The 19,587-nt window shown below is 39.3% G+C and carries 18 protein-coding genes and 1 riboswitch; of the genes, 7 read left to right on the plus strand and 11 right to left on the minus strand.

The features are described 5' to 3' along the window. Positions 1 to 30: 30 nt before the first annotated feature. Positions 31 to 414: an RcnB family protein gene (locus tag ACTJJH_RS08420; RefSeq protein WP_440600992.1), complete on the plus strand. Its 384-nt coding sequence runs from the start codon at positions 31 to 33 to the stop codon at positions 412 to 414. Positions 415 to 452: 38 nt separating this feature from the next. On the opposite strand, the gene ACTJJH_RS08425 is transcribed toward ACTJJH_RS08420, so the two are convergent. Continuing rightward, positions 453 to 935: a phosphate-starvation-inducible protein PsiE gene (locus ACTJJH_RS08425; protein ID WP_002116490.1), complete on the minus strand. Its 483-nt coding sequence runs from the start codon at positions 933 to 935 to the stop codon at positions 453 to 455. 161 nt (positions 936 to 1,096) lie between these two features. Continuing rightward, positions 1,097 to 1,807 carry a glutathione S-transferase family protein gene (locus tag ACTJJH_RS08430; RefSeq protein WP_440600993.1) on the minus strand — a complete coding sequence of 237 codons (711 nt, stop codon included), beginning with the start codon at positions 1,805 to 1,807 and terminating at the stop codon, positions 1,097 to 1,099. Between the two features lie 123 nt (positions 1,808 to 1,930). Between ACTJJH_RS08430 and ACTJJH_RS08435 the strand changes: the two genes are divergently transcribed. Further along, the gene (locus ACTJJH_RS08435) at positions 1,931 to 2,809 is read left to right on the plus strand and encodes a LysR substrate-binding domain-containing protein (RefSeq protein ID WP_078210307.1); all 879 of its coding nucleotides are present in this window, start codon (positions 1,931 to 1,933) and stop codon (positions 2,807 to 2,809) included. A 72-nt stretch (positions 2,810 to 2,881) separates the two neighbouring features. Here ACTJJH_RS08435 and ACTJJH_RS08440 read toward each other — a convergent pair whose 3' ends face one another. The 3 genes from ACTJJH_RS08440 to ACTJJH_RS08450 all read right to left on the minus strand — a co-directional run bounded on the left by ACTJJH_RS08440 (position 2,882) and on the right by ACTJJH_RS08450 (position 7,300). Then, on the minus strand, positions 2,882 to 4,663 hold the full coding sequence (locus ACTJJH_RS08440) for an acyl-CoA dehydrogenase C-terminal domain-containing protein (protein ID WP_440600994.1): 1,782 nt from the start codon (positions 4,661 to 4,663) through the stop codon (positions 2,882 to 2,884). A gap of 167 nt (positions 4,664 to 4,830) precedes the next feature. After that, on the minus strand, positions 4,831 to 6,633 hold the full coding sequence (locus ACTJJH_RS08445; RefSeq protein WP_005804712.1) for an acyl-CoA dehydrogenase C-terminal domain-containing protein: 1,803 nt from the start codon (positions 6,631 to 6,633) through the stop codon (positions 4,831 to 4,833). Between the two features lie 289 nt (positions 6,634 to 6,922). Beyond that, complete coding sequence (locus ACTJJH_RS08450; protein WP_032005543.1) at positions 6,923 to 7,300, minus strand: hypothetical protein; 378 nt, start codon at positions 7,298 to 7,300, stop codon at positions 6,923 to 6,925. Positions 7,301 to 7,432: 132 nt separating this feature from the next. Between ACTJJH_RS08450 and baeS the strand changes: the two genes are divergently transcribed. Both baeS and ACTJJH_RS08460 read left to right on the plus strand, forming a co-directional pair. Then, a complete protein-coding gene (gene baeS, locus ACTJJH_RS08455) occupies positions 7,433 to 9,091 on the plus strand; it encodes a sensor histidine kinase efflux regulator BaeS (protein WP_262448570.1) in 1,659 nt (552 codons plus the stop codon). 21 nt (positions 9,092 to 9,112) lie between these two features. Next, complete coding sequence (locus ACTJJH_RS08460) at positions 9,113 to 9,799, plus strand: response regulator (protein ID WP_002116101.1); 687 nt, start codon at positions 9,113 to 9,115, stop codon at positions 9,797 to 9,799. 69 nt (positions 9,800 to 9,868) lie between these two features. On the opposite strand, the gene ACTJJH_RS08465 is transcribed toward ACTJJH_RS08460, so the two are convergent. From ACTJJH_RS08465 to ACTJJH_RS08475, 3 genes are all read right to left on the minus strand, one after another. Next, positions 9,869 to 10,450 (minus strand): L,D-transpeptidase family protein, encoded by a 582-nt coding sequence (locus ACTJJH_RS08465; RefSeq protein WP_276124953.1) that lies wholly within the window; start codon positions 10,448 to 10,450, stop codon positions 9,869 to 9,871. 73 nt (positions 10,451 to 10,523) lie between these two features. Then, positions 10,524 to 11,966, minus strand: coding sequence for a protein adenylyltransferase SelO (locus ACTJJH_RS08470; protein ID WP_440600995.1), 1,443 nt, complete (start codon positions 11,964 to 11,966; stop codon positions 10,524 to 10,526). Between the two features lie 99 nt (positions 11,967 to 12,065). Continuing rightward, positions 12,066 to 13,238 carry an acyl-CoA desaturase gene (locus ACTJJH_RS08475; RefSeq protein WP_002116208.1) on the minus strand — a complete coding sequence of 391 codons (1,173 nt, stop codon included), beginning with the start codon at positions 13,236 to 13,238 and terminating at the stop codon, positions 12,066 to 12,068. Between the two features lie 208 nt (positions 13,239 to 13,446). On the opposite strand from ACTJJH_RS08475, the gene ACTJJH_RS08480 reads away from it, so the two are divergent. After that, complete coding sequence (locus tag ACTJJH_RS08480) at positions 13,447 to 13,980, plus strand: META domain-containing protein (RefSeq protein ID WP_262728174.1); 534 nt, start codon at positions 13,447 to 13,449, stop codon at positions 13,978 to 13,980. 28 nt (positions 13,981 to 14,008) lie between these two features. Here the strand turns inward: ACTJJH_RS08480 and ACTJJH_RS08485 are convergent, their stop codons facing one another. The 3 genes from ACTJJH_RS08485 to ACTJJH_RS08495 form a co-directional block, all read right to left on the minus strand. Next, positions 14,009 to 14,722, minus strand: coding sequence for a glycerophosphodiester phosphodiesterase (locus tag ACTJJH_RS08485; protein WP_440600996.1), 714 nt, complete (start codon positions 14,720 to 14,722; stop codon positions 14,009 to 14,011). Between the two features lie 75 nt (positions 14,723 to 14,797). After that, on the minus strand, positions 14,798 to 15,376 hold the full coding sequence (locus tag ACTJJH_RS08490; RefSeq protein ID WP_311081563.1) for a cob(I)yrinic acid a,c-diamide adenosyltransferase: 579 nt from the start codon (positions 15,374 to 15,376) through the stop codon (positions 14,798 to 14,800). A 95-nt stretch (positions 15,377 to 15,471) separates the two neighbouring features. Next, positions 15,472 to 17,343: a TonB-dependent receptor plug domain-containing protein gene (locus tag ACTJJH_RS08495; RefSeq protein ID WP_086393585.1), complete on the minus strand. Its 1,872-nt coding sequence runs from the start codon at positions 17,341 to 17,343 to the stop codon at positions 15,472 to 15,474. A gap of 36 nt (positions 17,344 to 17,379) precedes the next feature. Beyond that, a riboswitch (cobalamin riboswitch) is annotated at positions 17,380 to 17,586 on the minus strand. A gap of 126 nt (positions 17,587 to 17,712) precedes the next feature. Between ACTJJH_RS08495 and ACTJJH_RS08500 the strand changes: the two genes are divergently transcribed. Then, positions 17,713 to 18,381, plus strand: coding sequence for a phosphoribosylanthranilate isomerase (locus tag ACTJJH_RS08500; protein ID WP_440600997.1), 669 nt, complete (start codon positions 17,713 to 17,715; stop codon positions 18,379 to 18,381). Further along, positions 18,356 to 19,585, plus strand: coding sequence for a tryptophan synthase subunit beta (gene trpB, locus ACTJJH_RS08505; protein ID WP_017385619.1), 1,230 nt, complete (start codon positions 18,356 to 18,358; stop codon positions 19,583 to 19,585). The genes ACTJJH_RS08500 and trpB overlap by 26 nt, the downstream gene beginning before the upstream one ends. The last annotated feature ends 2 nt before the right edge of the window (positions 19,586 to 19,587 follow it).

The following is a 19,587-nucleotide window of genomic DNA, read 5'->3' on the forward strand; positions in this document are numbered from 1 at the left end:
CTTCATATCAAGATTAAAAGGAAATAGGCCATGAAAAAGCCAATCGTTCTTGTACTTTCGACATTAATGTTAGGTATATCAGCTACCGCGATGGCCGATTCTGGACACCGTTGGAACAATGACCATGGTAAAAACTATGCTCGATATGAGCATCGTGATGACCGCCGTCATGATTATCGTAATGATCACCGAGCGCCAGTTTGGTCAAATTCTGATCGTGGTAAGCATTATGGTAACTATGTTGCTTTTAAACGTGGTGAACGTATTCCTGCCCAATATCGCCATAGCCGCTATTATGTTTCGGACTGGAGAGCACACCGTTTATATGCGCCACCACGTGGATACCACTGGGTTAAAACCCCTAACCAATACTTATTAGTAGACTCAAGACACAACATTTACCGAGTTCGTTAAATGTAAAAATAAAAAGGCCTCGATATTGAGGCCTTTTTTTATGCCAACTCGTCATCTTGCGGTTGAGGGGTTTTCAAATTATTTGAGGTTTTTGCATGTTTCTCTTTCATCACTGATGGGTAGTGCCATGAAGCAAATCGTACGACTAAAATAGATAAAGCTAAAATCAAAATTGAGCCCGTAATAATGACTTGATCGATATCCGCTTTATGATCATGTTGAATATCTGAAATGAGTAGACGGGTTAACGCCGTAATCGCGACATAAATAAGAAAACGTACAGGCATATGATTGGTTTTAAAGTAAATTCCAACCATTGCTCCAAGTTCTAAGTAAATAAATAATAATAAAATATCATCAATTGAAGCATACTTTTTGACGGTCAGAATTTCAAAAACTGTATTGGCTGCCGACCATGCCACCATACACCCGATAATAAACAAGGCTAAATAATGGAAGGCTTCTACGGCGTAATGTCCGAAACGGTCAAGTATTCGTTCGTATTTTTTAGGATCAGGCATAATAAGATCTTTTGTTTACTTCGTAATGTTTAGAAATTAAACAAATTTTGTGCCAATGGAAATAGTAAATACAAAATAAAAAACGCCTGATTATTCAGGCGTTTTTATGAAGATTTAATTCAACTCAGGTAGTAAGGTGATATCCACTATAATTACAAAGTCTATTTCAAGTTTTTATATTGTTGAATGACATCTTCAAATGCAATATGACCTAAAAAGTTGCTTATACTCTTTGTTGACTGTTCTTGTTCAATTGCATGTGCAAATTTAACTGCCGCCTCATTCTGTAATTGTTCATAAAGTCGTTTGCAGTTTGGAAATTGGTCAATATCAATAACATTATGATATTTCAACCATCTTGCGATACCTGCGTAGTATCCGTCCACAAAAGACAATTGATCGCCCATTAGCCAAGTTTGATTTATCAGACTATTTTCTAAAGCGGTAAATGCTTTTTTAACTTGGACTGCTCCATATTCACGTAATGCTTGTTTATTACTTTCTGATGAAGAGTGTTCAAGACTATACCAGAGTGGGCTAAATGCATTGAATAAAGTCGTATTCAAAAAAGCTAGTTTCTGATTAAAGAGATTAAATTGTTCTGTTCCTTGTTCATAATGAAAAGCCGCATTCAGGCTTTTTGCCATGATATGGTTCAAGATAGCCATGCTTTCCGTTAAAACTTTACCATTATCGTAGAGCAGTGCAGGTGTTTCACCGACTGGATTAATTTGGCGGTACTCCTCGGTATTACACTGAGCTGGCATCTCGATTCTACAGAGCTGATAAGGTAAACCTGACCATTCCAAGGCAACAATTGAACCAAATGAGCAGCCAGAAGGAACGCCATAAAATAAAGTGAAAGTTGACATGATGATTACTCTTTTTTGATGTGTAAAATCATCATAAGTCGACAGAAAAGTTTCTAGTAGTCAGGTATTATGAAACTTATTGTCTACATATATGGACATTGAATAATGCTACTTAGACAAAACTTGAATGATGTTTATCTCTTTGTTGTTGCTGTAGAGCATCAAGGATTTTCTGCCGCAGCTAAACAGCTCAATTTACCTAAATCAACTATTAGTAAGCGTGTTGCAATATTAGAAAATAAGCTGGGCTTAACGTTAATTCATCGTAGTTCACGTAGTTTTGTCTTAAGCGAATCAGGGAAACTGTTTTATCAACATGCCAAAAATGCAGTAGATGAGTTTCGTTATGCAGAAGAAAATCTATTAATACAACAACAAGAACCAAGTGGTGTAGTCAGGCTCAGTGCTTCTGTGCCCATTGCTCAGTATCTTCTATCTGATTGTTTGCCTGAACTTGCAGAACGTTATCCTAAGTTGTTATTACAAGTAGAGGTAACTGATCGTTACGTTGATGTTATGAGCGAAAACTTTGATATTGTGATCCGTAGTCATTTTCAACCACTGCCGGATTCTGGATTAATTCAACGTGTACTTAAAAATGACAAAATTATTGCTGTTGCAGCATCTACATATTTAAAGAAAACGGCTCCTATACATACACCAGAAGATTTGCTTAAACACGAAGGCTTATGGCCTGAATTGCAAATGAATCCATGGCATTTTCAAAATATAAATGGTCAGAAAGAGATAGTACGTCCAAACATCCGCTTTGTAGCAAATGAGTCGGAGATCTTAAAGGGGGCTGCAAAAAGGGGATTGGGTATTACGCTTTTACCTGAAACTTTTTGTATGAATGAACTATCTGAGGGTAGCTTAATTCATGTTTTGCCAGACTGGTCTGCTGGTAGCGTAACGACAAGTTTATTGATGTTGACAAGACGAGGGCTTTTACCCAGTGTCAATATTACTGCTGACTTCTTGGTCGAGAAATTAAAAACTTAAAAGTTATCTATCTTTTATGATTAGAAATAAAAAACGCCTGATTATTCAGGCGTTTTTTTATAAAGAACTTAATTAAGCTTGATTTGTAAAGTAATTTTCACTAAAGCCCATAATTAAGTCAGAACCAGCTTTGATTTTAGCAATACGTGCATCAATATCCGGCAAGATACGTTCAACAAAGTACTGAGCCAAAGCAAGTTTGTTTTGGTAGAAATCACCAGACTTATCTTTAGCAGCGGCAGCAATTTTTGCAAACATGTATGAGAAGCTGAGTAAACCAACCGCATGTAAATAATCAACCGCAGCTGAGTTCGGGAACTCTACATTTTCAGCAGCTTGCTCAATAATAAACTGAGTGATTGCTTCAATTTCAGTTGCAGCATCTAAAGTTGCATCTTTAATGAAGTTCAAGTCAGTGTCTAGGTCATTTGCAAAGTCACGGATTTCAGTGATGTATTCAGCAATGAATGCACCGCCACATTTAATGGTTTTACGACCAATTAAATCTTGAGATTGAACGCCGTTGGTTCCTTCGTAGATTTGAGCAATGCGAAGGTCACGAATACATTGTTCCATACCCCATTCACGGATATAGCCGTGACCACCAAATACCATTTGAGCATCTAAAGTTGCTTGGAATGCTGTATCTGTGAGGTAAGCTTTTGCAATTGGAGTTAAAAGCGCAACGCGGTCATTGGCTTTTTTCACTGCTGCTGCATCAGTTGAGAATTTAGTAATATCGAGTTGTTGACCTACATAGACAGCAAATGCACGAGATGCTTCATTATTGGCACGTACATTTAACAACATACGACGTACATCACCATGCACTAAAATGCTGTCAGCAGGTTTGTTTGGTGATTGAACACCAGCTGCACTACGACCTTGTAAACGGTCAGTCGCGTATTGAGCAGCATTTTGATAAGCAAATTCAGATGCACCTAAACCTTGAATACCCATTGATAAACGTTCGTAGTTCATCATCACGAACATTGCAGCAAGGCCTTCGTTTTCTTTACCAACGAGGTAACCTTTAGCTCCATCAAAGTTCATCACACAAGTTGCAGATGCCTTGATACCCATTTTATGTTCAATAGAACCTGGACCAACATGGTTACGGTCGCCTAAAGAACCATCTTCATTTACAAGGTATTTCGGTACGATAAATAACGAGATACCACGTGAACCAGCAGGGGCATCTGGAGTTTTAGCAAGTACCAAGTGAATGATGTTTTCTGCTAAATCGTTGTCACCACCTGTAATGAAGATTTTAGTACCGGTAATGTTATATGTACCGTCTTCATTACGTTCTGCTTTAGTTTTGATAATACCTAAGTCAGTACCTGCATGTGGCTCGGTTAAGCACATGGTACCTGACCATTCACCTGAATAAATCTTAGGTAAATAAGTTTCTTTTTGTTCTTGAGATGCGTAGCTGCTTAAAGCCATACCAGCACCTACTGAAAGTAGCGGGTAAAGCATGAAAGATGGGTTAGTCGCAAATAACATTTCATCAGAAAGAACGGTGAGCATTTTTGGCATGCCTTGACCGCCCCATTCTTCATCGGCACCTAAGCCAATCCAACCACCTTCTGCATATTGACGAAATGCATCTTTAAAACCAGCTGGTGTGAATACTTCGCCGTTTTCATAGCGAGCCCCTTCTTCATCACCGGTACGGTTTAATGGATGAGTCACGTTCTGAGCAAATTTAGCCATTTCTTCTAAAATTGCTTCAGCTGTTGCAGCATCTACATGAGCGAGTTTCTCATTAGACTGCCAAAATTGTTCTGCTTTAAATACATCATTTAAGATGAATTTCATATCAGCTAAAGGAGCATTGTAAATTGGCATAATCGTTCACCTTTTTTGTGCACATTGGCCTGTGCTAGATATCCTGTAAAACGAAATGGATATGGAATTTAAAGTGTAAATTTATCATTGATTTTATAAAAAAAGGACCGTCAAAACTGAGCAGTCCTTTTTTGTTTTTTAACATTGCATATCGCAACTAACTATGGTTAGAAAGCGAAATGTTCAGCGTCTAATGACATTAATGGATCTAGACCACCTGCGATCACATCTACGTGAGAACGTACACGTGGCAAGATTTTCTTGAAGTAGAAACGAGCAGTAGTTACTTTCGCATTGTAGAAGTCAACATCGGTTGTACCTTCTGCTAATTTCTCTTGTGCTACAAGCGCCATACGAGCCCATAGGTAAGCTAAAGTGATATAACCTGCGAAGTATAGGTAATCTACAGCAGCAGCACCGACTTCATCTGGGTTTTGCATAGCACGCATACCGATTTGCATAGTAAGATCGCCCCATTCTTTGTTAAGCGCCGCAAGCGGTTCAACAAATTCTTTCATAGCAGCGTTGTCTTTGTTTGCTTCTACGAATTTATGGATGATCTTAGTGAAGTCACGTAGCATTGCACCTTGAGTTTGCAATACTTTACGACCTAACAAATCAAGTGCTTGAATTTCAGTTGTACCTTCGTATAAGCAAGCAATACGTGTATCACGTACGATTTGTTCCATGCCATGCTCAGAAATAAAGCCATGACCACCGAAGACTTGTACACCGTGCTTAGCAGATTCAGAACCTGTTTCAGTTAAGAATGCTTTTGCAATTGGAGTCAATAAAGACAAGATGTTGTCAGCAAACTTACGCTCTTCTTCAGTTTCGCCTTTTTCAACGATATCTGCGTATTGAGCAAGTAAGTAAACAAGAGCACGACCACCTTCAGCAAACGCTTTTTGAGTTAAAAGCATGTTACGAACAGCAGGGTGAACGATAATAGGGTCTGCTTCTTTTTCTGGAGCTTTAGGACCAGAAAGTGAACGCATTGCTAAACGTTCTTTCGCGTAAGTCAACGCACCTTGGAAAGATGATTCAGACGCTGCTAAACCTTGAACAGCAGTACCAATACGTGCTGTGTTCATGAAGGTGAACATACAGTTCAAACCACGGTTTTCAGGTCCAATCAAGTAACCTTTAGCTTGGTCAAAGTTAATGACACAAGTTGCGTTACCATGAATACCCATTTTGTGTTCGATAGAACCACAACGTACCGCATTACGTTCGCCAATAGATCCATCTGCATTTACATTGAATTTAGGAACGATGAATAATGAGATACCTTTAGTACCTTTGGGTGCACCAGGTAGGCGAGCAAGAACGATATGGATGATGTTCTCAGCCATGTCATGTTCACCAGCAGAGATAAAAATTTTCTCGCCAGAGATTGCATAGCTACCATCAGCATTTGGTTCTGCTTTAGTACGGATAATACCCAAGTCTGAACCTGCATGAGACTCAGTTAAGCACATCGTACCTGTCCAAACACCTGAAACAAGGTTTGGTAAATAAGTATTTTTTTGTTCATCAGAACCGTGATGTTCTAACGTACGTACAGCTCCGTGAGACAAGCCTGGGTACATGCCCCATGCCCAGTTAGAGCTACCTACCATTTCAGAAATTGCGATACCTAAAGAGTTAGGTAAGGCCTGACCACCGTATTGTTCTTCTGCTGATAAAGACGGAAAGCCAAGTTCAATATATTTTTGATAAGCTTCTTTAAAACCTGTTGGAGTAGTGACTACGCCATCATTCCAAGTACAACCTTCACGGTCGCCCACTTGGTTTAGAGGAGAAAGTTCATTTTCACAGAAGTCCGCCGCAGCTTCTAAATATTGATCAACCAATTCACGGCTTACGTTACCTTGGAAATCAGGTAATTTTGCATAGTGTTCTTCAGCATTTAATAATTCATGCAAAACGAATTGCATATCACGTAAGGGCGCTTTGTATTGTGGCATATCGGGTTCCTCAATACTGGTGAAACCAGAGTTATAATCTTAATCTATGATAATGTGCCATGAGGCACCTTGGACTATTACATCGTGCAACAACTTGCATAACTGTACAAGCACCTCAGGACCTTTACTTTGTGACTGCAAAGTCAAGAAAAAAATGCTGAAACTATGTAAGTGCTTTGAGTGTAAATACTTTTGGTTATGTTTATATGATACAAATAGTCAAAATCGTAAACACTTATGTATAAACAAAAGGCGCCTATAGGCGCCTTTTGTTTTATGATTTTTAGAATTATTTTGCTTGAACTGGTGCAGGAGCAGGGGCATTAACAGGTGGTTGAGGGCGTTTAGGTTCAAAACGAAGGTTACAAGTCCCTTCAAGTGTCTTATCCCCAATTTGAACACTTACGGGTTGTCCATTGGCCTTACCATCACATGCTTTTTGGATTTGTTCAAAGCGAGCTTGACGTTCTGCGCGGTGCTGTTCCCATGCAGCTTTTTGTTCTGGAGTGAATTCACGGTGCTTCATACGGTGGTGACCCTCACGTGGGCCATCTTGCATCATTCCATGCTCTTGTTTAGGTGGTTGAGTTGTCGATTGACACGCAGCCAAACTTCCCATTGTTACAATTGCCGCACTGAATAATGCAATTTTTGCCGTCATTTTCATATTTAAAGACCTTTAATGTTGTGTTTTCTGATGGCTTAAAGATTAGATAATAAAGATGTAGAAACAATGGAGAGTTTTTCTTTTCGTTGTTGGTTACAATGCAAAATATAGCGTAAAAATGAGAGAGTGCTTTTGAACGTTCTACGTGTTCCCATTGCATTACGGTTATTTTTGACAGTCTTGCTCACCACATTGCTTATTGCGACTGCAAGCTTGAGCGTTTTGCACTGGACAATGCAAAAGAACTTTGCCAAATATGTGGCTGACGTTGAAATGCAGAAACTAGACCGCCTCATTACCAATCTGGGTGATGTTTATACGGTATACCATGATTGGGGAAATGCGATTCAGGCACAGATTTTACAAATCGAAGGCACCGCGGCTCCTGATGACTATGATCGTCTCTCACAGTGGTGGCTTCGTCGTCAATATGATATTGCCATACAGCAGCATTCTTTTGATGAACATGCCCTTATTAATATTTCACCGCAAGTTGCACCGACCAATAAAAATACTATTTTTAGTGATGAAGAGTTAAGAACGCTTGAGCAAAATTTACCTTCTCAATATCAACCCTTTGAAGGGCTAAGATTCCCCTTAAGTGCAAACCAGTTTCGTCCAAGTGATGATAAAAATAAGTCAAAGAAGGGAAGCCTAAAAGATATTGAAACCCAAAATGGGAAGAAACGTTTTATTGCTTTGCCAGACCGTTTAGGGTTGAGTTCACGTTTATCTTTATATGATGCACGACACCAGTTTGTGGTAGGTGAACCGCCTTCTTCAGATCAAATGTCATTTCGCCCGATTATTTTAAACAATCAAGTTGTTGGATATTTAGGTTTAAAGCCAGTTTTAGATAAAGAAGATGCTTTGAGTATTAATTTCTTTAGTAATCAAAAGCGTTATTTACTCTTAATTTATGCTTTAACTTTACTATCAAGTCTAGTTGCAGCGCTGTTAATGGCGACTTATTTTAAAAAGCCAATTCAGCGTTTATTAAATGCAACGAATGAATTAACCAAAGGAAATTATCAACACCAAGTGGTCATTAAGCGCAATGATGAGTTAGGTGATTTATCAACTCAATTGAACCATTTGGCAGAGATTTTACATCAGCATGAAGAGTCACGACGTCAATGGGTGGCTGATACTTCTCATGAGTTAAAAACGCCTTTGGCTGTATTGCAAGCACAAATTGAAGCGATGCAAGACGGGATTCGAAAAGCTACACCTGAACATTTAGATGCAATGATGCGTCAGGTTTCAAGCTTGAAAAAATTGACCCAAGACCTTGCAGATTTGGCGCAGGCAGATGCCCAGCAGCTTAAGTGTTATTTGAGCTCTGTTAATCCATGGGAAGTGGTACTACAAGAAGTTGAAAACTTTAAACCAAAACTTGAGCAGGCCGGTCTCGAAATTCAGGTTGAAGGAACAAGTTCTCCGCTATTATTAGACCGTGACCGGTTTAAACAGATTATTGTTAATTTAATTAGTAATAGTATTCGTTACACGGAAACAGGTGGCAAAATTCATATTCATACAAGTCAGACTCCTCAAGAGTGGACTTTGTATGTGGATGACAGTCCGTTTGGTTTAAGTGATGAGCAGTTATCCCGTTTAGGTGAACGTTTCTATCGCGTAGATGATTCGCGTACGCGTAGTACAGGTGGAACAGGGCTAGGCTTGGCTTTGTCTTGTAAAATTGCGCAGGCGCTTGGTGGTACACTCAGTTTTGAACATTCACCGCTAGGTGGTTTACGTTGTGTGCTCACTTTTAAAAAGCAGAGTTAAATATAAAAGGAAAAATATCTCATGAAACATGTGATGTTGGTTGAAGATGAAGTCGAATTAGCGCATTTAGTGCGTGATTATCTTGAAGCTGCCGGTTTTGAAGTAAGTATGTTTCATGATGGTCAAGATGCCTATGCGAGTTTCCAGCAACGTAAACCAAATTTGATGATTCTGGACCTAATGGTTCCACGAATGGATGGTTTAACGATCTGCCGTAAAGTTCGTGAACAATCAGATTTACCGATTATTATGGTCACTGCCCGTACCGAAGAAATTGACCGAGTATTAGGTCTTAACATGGGCGCTGATGATTACGTATGTAAACCATTTAGTCCAAAAGAGTTAGTTGCTCGTGTACAAGCTGTGCTACGCCGTTTAGAGCGTAAAGCAGAGCCTGAGCAAAATGATTCTTTCCGAATTGATAAAGCACAACAAAGAATTTGGTATCAACAAAAATCATTGAGTTTAACGCCAACCGAATTTCGCTTACTTGAGTTATTTTTAGAGCATGTGGGGCAAGTTTATTCACGTGCACAATTATTGGATCATATTAATCCAGATAGCTTTGATGTTGCCGATCGTGTGATTGATAGCCATATCAAAAACTTGCGCCGAAAAATTAGTGAAGCAGCAGAAACTGGTAACCGTCATGAGTGGATTCAAGCCGTTTATGGTGTAGGTTATCGCTTCGAATATCCTGAAGAGTAAGTCTTCATAAAAGTTATTCTGTGGATAACCACAATGTTATCCACAGAAAATGTGGATAGTTTAAAGATTTTATGGATAAATTATAATCTTGGTATGATTGGGTACTAATTGCCAAATCTCATCTATATCTACATTTCTAATAGCGATACATCCTAACGTCCAATCCTTATGGGGCATATAAGTCGAGCTAAAAGGCATCGAGAGTAATGATTTCGGAACAGATCCATGAATCATGATATCTCCTCCCGTTGGTTGATTATGTTGCTTGGCATAAGCAATATCTTTCGTATTGGGATAGGAAATATGCAAAGATTTATAGTAAGCACTTTGTGAGTTTCGCCAATCTATAGAATAAATTCCTTCAGGTGTTTTACCATCATTTTCAAAGTGTTTATGCCCTTTAGGATTAAAGCCGAGACGAATCGGATATTGCCGAATCACCTCCTGATTACTCTTGAGCAGAAGTAGACGTTGGTTTTTAAACACTTCAATTGAGGTAACTGGCTTGGTCTTTATGAGTTCTAATATTTCTTCTTTTGAGAGCGCTTGATGGCCTGACGTAAAAGTCGGTAAATATTTTTCATAATTATAAAAAGCGATTCCCAGTGGAACTATAAGAAATGTACAAATAATGAGGGGTTTAATTTTCATATATTATTTTTTATACTCAATGAACTCTCTTAAGTGTCTCAAATTAACTTAAGAGAGTTTTAGTTTTTTAATATTAAGATGAACAACTCACTGCTACATCTGGAACATCACTTGGTAATGGCCCTAAATCTTGTGGTTGCTCAAGCTCCGGTTGTCTTGTGTATGGATGATTAAGTAGCTTAAATAAACGATCTACTTCGCTAAAATCATCTCTTTCCGCTGCTTCAATAGCACGCTGCGCCATGTGGTTCCGTAAAACATAAACTGGATTTGCTTTTTGCATATTTGCATCCAGCTCATCAATATCTTGATGTTCACGAATGCTTTCATATTGCCTAAGAAACTCATCAAACTGTCGAATATCCAGACAATCATCTCGTAAAGCTTTGTATTCTTTATTTTGAAGACGAATAAAACTTTGAGTGTAATCGAGTTGTTCAGTTTGTAAGATCTTTAAAAAACTAAAACTACAATCAAGACTGTCTTTATGAAAATGGGGAAGTCCCATTTTTTGACATAAACCTTGTCCATAGTGTTCTAAAAAGATTGGTTCAAATTGTTCTAAGCAACGTGCTAACTCTTCTTTGAACTCATCTTTTTGTTCAGGCTCAGCGAGAGGAATTAAGTTATTTAACCACGTCCATAAGTTCCAATGACCTATACTCGGTTGATTTTGATAAGTATAACGGCCTTGGTAGTCCGAGTGATTGTTGATCCAGTTGGGGCGGAAACGCTCCATAAAACCATATGGCCCAAAATCGAGTGTTGAACCTGTAATATTTAAGTTATCGGTATTCATCACTCCATGAGCAAATCCAACCAATTGCCATTTTGCAATCATAATTGCAGTACGTTCAACTACCTTTTTGGCAAAGGATAAAATTGGATTTTCAGTTTCTAAGCATTCTGGATAATGCCATTCAATACATTTTTGAGTGAATTCTGACAGCAATTCAGGCGCATATTGATTAATCCATTCGAAGTGTCCTAAACGAATATGACATTCAGATGTTCTAAGTAGCATTGCGCCTAACTCTAGTTTTTCACGCTGTACACCTTGAGTCGAGGTTGTAAAACCGACTGCATGACTAGATGCGACGCCTAAAGCATTTAAAGCATGTCCTGCTAAATATTCACGGACCACAGAACGTAATACTGCTCGCCCATCTCCCATTCTTGAATAAGGCGTAGGACCTGCACCTTTGAGATGTAGGTCGATGGTTTGGCCCTTTGTATTCAGTATTTGTGCAATTAGTAAACCACGTCCATCGCCGAGTTGTCCTGCCCATTGTCCGAATTGGTGGCCAGCATAGACCATCGCAAGAGACGGAAATTCAGGGAATGTGCGCTGTCCACTACAGATCTCAACCCATGCATTTTTATCGTCTTCTGACCATTGCAGTTCATCAGCCAAAGCACTGTTAAAATGTCCTGCTTTTGCACCCCGTAAAGGTGATGGTTGCTGAACATGGAATAATTTAGACGGAAGTGAAGGGTAGAGTGGATTAAACTGCATAGGCTTAGCAAAATAGAGAGAGCGGATTTCACTATAACACAGTTAAAAAGCAGGCATAAAAATAGCTCCCGAAAGAGCTATTTTAGATCAGGATTTATTTTAGTCTGACACCACGTTGGTATTCTTTTTAACACTACGCATCAGTGTTTCTAAGCATTCGCGGTGATGACTTAAACGGTGTTCAAGCAATTGGAAATCAACTTTAAGCTTATGATCCATTCTATGAATCTTTTCAGCCATTGCTGCTTTTTTCGCTTGTAACTCTTGTTCTTTAAGTTTTGCCCAATCATTTAAGGTGTGTGTAAATGCTTCGTACTCTTGTGCAATACGTTGCTTCATTTGAGTAATGTCTGCATTTACATCATGACCATAAATAGCGAGGTCTTGTTCAGCGTATTTAAATTTCATCGCCAGTTCTGCTTTTTTAATATTAAAGCTTGGAATACGACGTAAATTTTTAGCTAAACCAATTTTAGAACATGACCAGATCAACCATTTAGTTGGGTCATATTGCCACCATTTCACACCATTACGGTAGTCGTATTGGAAGATATGGTGATAGTTGTGGTAACCCTCGCCCCAAGTGGCAATGGCTAACCAGAAATTATCACGTGCTGAGTTTTCGTCTGTATAAGGACGTTTACCAAACATATGGCAAAGCGAGTTAATAAAGAATGTAACTTGATGGCTAATGATTAAACGTAAGAGACCACCTAGGAGGACTACACCCCATAGATCACCTGTTGCCCAACCAATTAAACCTAAAATACCAACATGAACTGCGACTACAAGTAGTGCGTAATATTTATGCTGGAACATGACCAGTTTATCATTGAGTAGGTCTGGTGCATTTTTAAAGTCTGGCTCAGATGGTGAATGATCACGGATCATCCAACCCATATGGGCATACCAAAAACCACGTTCAATTGAATACGGATCTTCATCAACATCATCAACATGTCGATGGTGAGTACGGTGACCAGATGCCCAGAACAAAATACTATTTTGTACGGCAAATGTTCCACCGATCATTAAAAGAATTTTAAGCGGTAACGATGCTTCATAAGCTCGGTGAGCCCAAAGGCGATGGTAACCAGCAGTAATCCCCATACTACTTAGAGCTAAAAGAAAAAATAAGCTTACCCATGCGCTTACACTAAAATCATAATAATACGCATAAATCGGGATTATGATTGCGGCAAGAATTGGTAAACCAATTAAGGTAATGCTAGCGGTCCAGTTAATTGGGGCTTTGAGTGGGGCGGAAGTCATATCCGGCAGCGCTCCTAGAATCCTTGTGAAACAAGGTACAAAGACAAAACGACATAGCAAAACCAATCATCAAGATATATTGCTATTCTATCCTTCATATTAGCACGTGCTTAGTGAGAATCACTAGCATTATTGTACAGATGTATTGAAAGAACCGTAACAGAATTAAACTATGTCAAAGAGTTTTTCAAGCAGGAGAAGTTGTTTAATGAACGTACAACGATTGAAAAAAAAGAACAGCATTGATATTTCAAGAAAATTATCATTGAAGTGTGTCTTGGTCACAATCAGTCTTGTATTAGCCGCATGTCAAAGTGCACCCGAACAAACTACGAAAAAAGTTCAAACAAAAAGAACAGTTCATCAGACTCAAACCCCTATTGTAAAAAAGCGAGTGAGTCCAGATGGCATTCAAGATATTGATTGGCAGATCACTCAGATCAGTGGTCATAAGGCAAAATTTTTTAACCAATGGCCAACCCTTTCACTGAACTCAGCAGTCAAAACAGTATCGGGACATACTGGCTGTAATGCTGTTTTTGGCCGTTATACATTTAATTTTAGTCAGCAAAAACTTGATATGCAAGTAAATGCAGGCCATTCAAGCTGTGATGGTGCTTTGGCTCAAGAAGCAGAGCTGGTAGATGCTTTGCAACGTATTCAACGCTTTCAACTCGTAGGTAATACGCTATATCTACTTGACCAGAGTGGTCAGCGCCTCATTCAGGCAAAAAAGAAATAAAAGGTGGTTTTTACCACCTTTTTTATATTTATAGGGCTTCTAACATCGTGGTTGGAATATCTGTAATTAAGCCCTGAATCTCTAAATCACGCAGCCTTTTTGCTCTTTCTACATCATTGACTGTCCACACACTAATGTTCAAACCAGCTTGATGTGATAGTTGGATCATTTCATCTGTTGCCAGCTGATCGTGCCAACCAATATGACCGCACCCATATTGATGCGCGAGTTCAATTGCTGTTGCCCCAATAGGAAGTTCAACTAACAATCCACGTTTAAATTGAGAGTTGATATCGCGTAAGGCTGTTAGAATTTGAAGGTCAAAACTTGTGATGGTGACGACTTTTTCAAAGCCCTGTAATTCCGTCTCAAGCTTTTGAACGAGTTTTTCGGCCAACGCCATATCTCTTACAGCTTTAACTTCAACTTCAATATGATCGAAGTTATCAAGTAAGTTTAAAACGGCTGTGAGTGTAGGTGTTGGCTCTGAATTTGGCCAGTCAGGCCAGTTTTGACGATGGTCAAATGATAACGCTTGAGCCAAAGTCGATTGCTCTACAATTTGATCGACTCCGGCTGTACGCAAAAAATTGTCATCATGAATAACAACTAACTCTTGGTCTTGAAGCTGACGAATATCGAATTCGACACCACGAATACCTAAATTTTTTATGTGCTGAAACCCACCAAGTGTATTTTCAGGAGCTTCTCGGCGTGCACCACGATGACCAATAATGCGCATAATTTTCTTCTATGAAATCTTTTGATTATGGTCTCTTTAAAAAAGAGCAGAGACCATGTTTAATCTAATCTATTTTTAAATAATCTCATTAATATTTTTTTGCCAAAGCACTTCTTGCCCGCCTTCGGCACGCTGTAAAGCACGCGATGCGACAAATAACCAGTCAGATAGACGGTTTAAAAGTTGGAGTGCTGTAGCTTGAATATTTTGATCACGAGTTTGTACTGACATGAGCGATCGTTCTGCACGACGACAAACGGCACGAGCTTGATGAGCGTAACTGCACGATAAAGTGCCAGACGGTAGAATGAATTCTTTCAACATAGGCAAATCTTCATTCATACGGTCAATTTCTTTTTCAAGAAATTCAATACAAACGGGCTGGAGTAGATGGTAATTTGGAATACAAACTTCTCCACCTAAGTCGAATAGCCAATGTTGAATCAAACTTAAGCTTTTATCCCAAGTGGCCTTATCAGTTACTTGGCTATCTGTGATTTGAGCACGAAGTACCCCAATAATGGCATTGAGTTCATCAACATCACCAAGCGCGGCTACTCGTAAGTCATCCTTGGCAACACGAGAACCATCGCCTAAACCAGTGGTGCCTGAGTCGCCTGTACGTGTATAGATCTTGCTTAAACGGTGTCCCATGATGGATATCCTGAACATAAAAAAGGGATAATGTCGGTCAGAACATTACCCCGAAACTGGAGTTAAGAAAATATTTTTATAGTTGGAGTGAGAAATTAATAACGGAAAGTGACTCCAACAGAAGCTTGGCGGCCACCATTAATGTAATAGTAACCGCTACCATAAGCTGTAGTCTCATATTGAACATCACCAATATTTTGGATGTTTGTAAATAGTTTTATATTGGGATTCACATTCCAAAATGCATTCACATCGACAGTAGCATAGCCTGAGATTGCACTATTTTTAGGTCTAGATTTTGCAGAAAGTGACGTGCTTATGCCATAAACTTCGTTTTGTAAACCAGCAGTCAGCGTCAGACTTTGACGTGAACGACGACTTAAATCTTGATCTGTCTCTTTATCTTTAGGCTGAACGTATGCATAAGACAGGTGAGTAAATAATTCATCATTTACCCAATTTAGATTGAATTCACCACCTGTAAAGGTTGCTTTTTTGACATTGTATAATCTGCCTTCATATGTAATTGGATCTGTAACAAATGTAATTAAATCATCAACTTCATTACGATATGCAGATAATCCTAAACTTAACTGATCAGTAATTTTTTGATCTAAACCAATTTCATAAGAAACACTTTCTTCAGGCTTTAAATTAGGATTTCCCCCCCAATTAAGTGCATAAAGATCATTGTTGGTTGGTGCACGAAATGCTGTACCGATATTAGTATAAATACTTGTAGTAGGTAAAACTTGATAGCGAACAGCGGCTTGTCCAACAGTATGAGTGCCAAATGTTTCGTGATCCTCTACACGTAAACCTAATTGGGTGTGGAGTTTATTGGATTGATATTGATGCTGTACGAAATAGCCCGTACTGTCGACCTCTTTATTATAATCAACTTCATAGGGAGCAGTACCTGAAAGGACATCAGACTTTATATTTTTAGTTGCAACGCCTGCTAAAATATTCTGATTTGGTGTAAATTGCCACTTGCTATAAAGTTCAGCTTCTTTTGTTGTGTTATAGATAGCATCGTGTGAGTCATTTTGTTTTAAGTCATCTTTAAATTGTGATAAGCGCGCATTCACTGATACGTTATCATTAATGTTTACACGACCTTTAATATTAATGATCTCATTCTTAAAATCTTGAGATACATTCTTTAATCCTAGTAAAGTATAATTGGCGTCTTGAATGGATTGGACATATACAGAATTACCTTGGTTTTGTGAATAGTCTACAGAGGCAGCATACTGTTCTTTTTCAACACCAATTTTTGTACTAAATCCTTTTTGATCATAAGATCCAGTTTTTACATTAGCATTTTTAAAGTCTGTAACTTGAGTACCATCAGATTCTAAACGTTGTCCACGAATTTGTGCATAGAATCCATTTTCAGCGAGATCAGCACCGACCACAGATTTATAAGTATTTTGTTCACCTATTTCACCAGTGATGAAAGCACCAGTTTTCTCAGGGGTTTTTGAAATTAGTTGTACTACCCCTCCAATAGCATCTGTACCATATAAAACAGATGCTGGCCCTTTTAATACTTCAATTTGTTTAATATCTGTTGTGTCAATAAAAGCCAATGATGCAGAGCCAGCAGAACCTGTATTTAAACGAACACCATCACGAAGTACTAGTGTATGGGTTGAATTTGTACCACGTGTAAAGATAGATGCCGCTTGCCCGTAACCACCATATTGCATCATATCAATAGAGGCATCACTCATAAGTAAGTGTGGTAGCTCTGCGATTGGTGATTGTTCAAGTATCTGTGGCTCAATAATTGAGATACGAGCGGGTACATTTTTAATTTTTTCTTCTGAACGAGTGGCAGTCACTACAATTGGATCAAGCTGAGTTACATTCGTTGTATCTTCAGCAAAAATAACAGGTGAAAACCCCATCGCAATAGCGATAGCCCCTACCAGACGAGTAGGTTGAAAAGACTTAGACATAACATGCTCCATACATTCACCCCACGTGAATGATCGGGTAGATAGATGAAACAAGTAGGTCTCCGGACTTCAGCGCCATATGTATGTTATGGACATATTCACCTTCCCACATTACTGCAGTGGTGTAAGTCGAGAACGACTTAAAAAATATGCTTTACATTGTTACCGTTGCGGGGGCAGTGCCGGACTTTCACCAGCTTCCCTAAAGCATGAATTGCTTACACTTGCTTCCAATTTTACGCAGTATAAAGTGGCGATTTACTTCATACAATGTCATTTGGAGCAATTCCCAGAGAACTTTTACGCAAGGGACAAAAATTGCATTACAATGGCGCTTATTTTAAGAAATGGTTGTAGTTTAGGCAGATCATGAGCCAATCAAACCAAAAACGTACACGAGCAAAAATCTGTGGAATTACTCGCATTCAAGATGTTCAGGCAGTTGTTGCTGCTGGAGCAGATGCGATTGGTTTTGTTTTTTTTCCGCCAAGTCCAAGACATGTAACGGTTGAACAGGCCCAAGAATTAGCAAAAGTAATTCCACCTTATCTACAAATGGTAGGTTTGTTTGTAAATGCGAGTGCTGCTGAAATTCAGGATGTACTTGATTGTGTTCCCCTAGATGTATTACAACTACATGGCGATGAAACTCCAGAACAATGTCAGGAAATTGCTCGCCATTGTAAACGTCGCTGGTATAAAGCGATTCAGGTTAAACCTGATCTGGATGTAGTTGCTGAAATTCAAAAATATCAGGCAGCGGGTGCCAGTGCTGTATTGCTCGATGCATGGCATCCTGAGCTCAAAGGGGGCACAGGACATCAGTTTGACTGGTCTAAATTCCCAAAACTTGATATTCCATTAATCTTGGCAGGTGGTTTAACTCCTGACAATGTCATTGACGCTATTCATACTACCGGTGCTTTTGCAGTAGATGTGAGCGGAGGCGTAGAGTCCGCAAAAGGTATAAAAGACCAACAACTCATTGAACGATTTATGCAAGGAGTCCAACGTGGATCAGCAAAACAATGTGATTGACTATACACAGTACCCAGATGCTGCAGGGCATTTCGGTATCCATGGCGGACGTTTTGTGTCAGAAACTCTAATGGCGGCATTAGAAGATTTAGAAAATCTCTATTCCCGCATGAAAAATGATGAACAGTTTTTGGCAGAATTCGACCGTGACCTCGCCTACTATGTAGGTCGTCCTAGTCCACTTTATTATGCTGAGCGATGGTCAAAAGAGTTAGGTGGTGCACAAATTTACCTTAAACGTGAAGACTTGAACCATACAGGCTCACACAAAGTAAACAACACGATTGGTCAGGCGTTATTGGCAAAGCTTTCTGGTAAAAAACGTATTATTGCCGAAACTGGTGCTGGGCAGCATGGTGTAGCAACAGCAACAATTGCAGCACGTTTAGGTCTCGAATGTGTTGTTTATATGGGCGCTGAAGATGTTAAGCGTCAAGCCATGAACGTTTATCGTATGCGCTTGTTGGGTGCTACAGTTATTCCTGTACAAAGCGGCTCTAAAACGCTGAAAGACGCCATGAACGAAGCGATGCGTGATTGGGTAACTAATGTTGATACGACGTACTATGTGATTGGTACAGTTGCAGGCCCGCATCCATATCCTCAATTGGTTCGTGACTTCCAGTCGATTATTGGTCGCGAAGCACGCAAACAGATCTTGGAGCAAGCAGGTCGCTTACCAGATGCATTAGTTGCCTGTGTAGGTGGTGGTTCAAATGCAATGGGCTTGTTCTATCCATTCTTAAACGATGCCAACGTGAAAATGTATGGTGTTGAAGCAGCTGGTTTTGGTATTGAAACTGGTAAACACTCTGCGCCGTTAAATGCGGGTCATGTTGGTGTATTACATGGTAACCGTACTTACTTGATGAGTGATGAACAAGGCCAGATTATTGAGACACATAGTATCTCGGCGGGCCTTGATTATCCGGGTGTTGGCCCTGAACATAGCTTCTTGAAAGATATGAAGCGCGTAGAATACGTGCCGATTAATGATACTGAGGCTCTACAAGGTTTCCGTGATTTAACCAAAATCGAAGGGATTATTCCTGCGCTTGAAAGCTCGCACGCGATGGCCTATGTGTCTAAGCTTGCACCAACAATGTCTAAAGATCAGATTATTATTGCGACTGTTTCAGGTCGTGGTGATAAAGATTTAATGACAGTTGCACGTATTGATGGCGTAGAAATGGTCGAGATGTAAGA

The sequence above is a fragment of the Acinetobacter sp. 22301 genome (assembly GCF_052045285.1).
Lineage (GTDB): Bacteria > Pseudomonadota > Gammaproteobacteria > Pseudomonadales > Moraxellaceae > Acinetobacter > Acinetobacter pittii.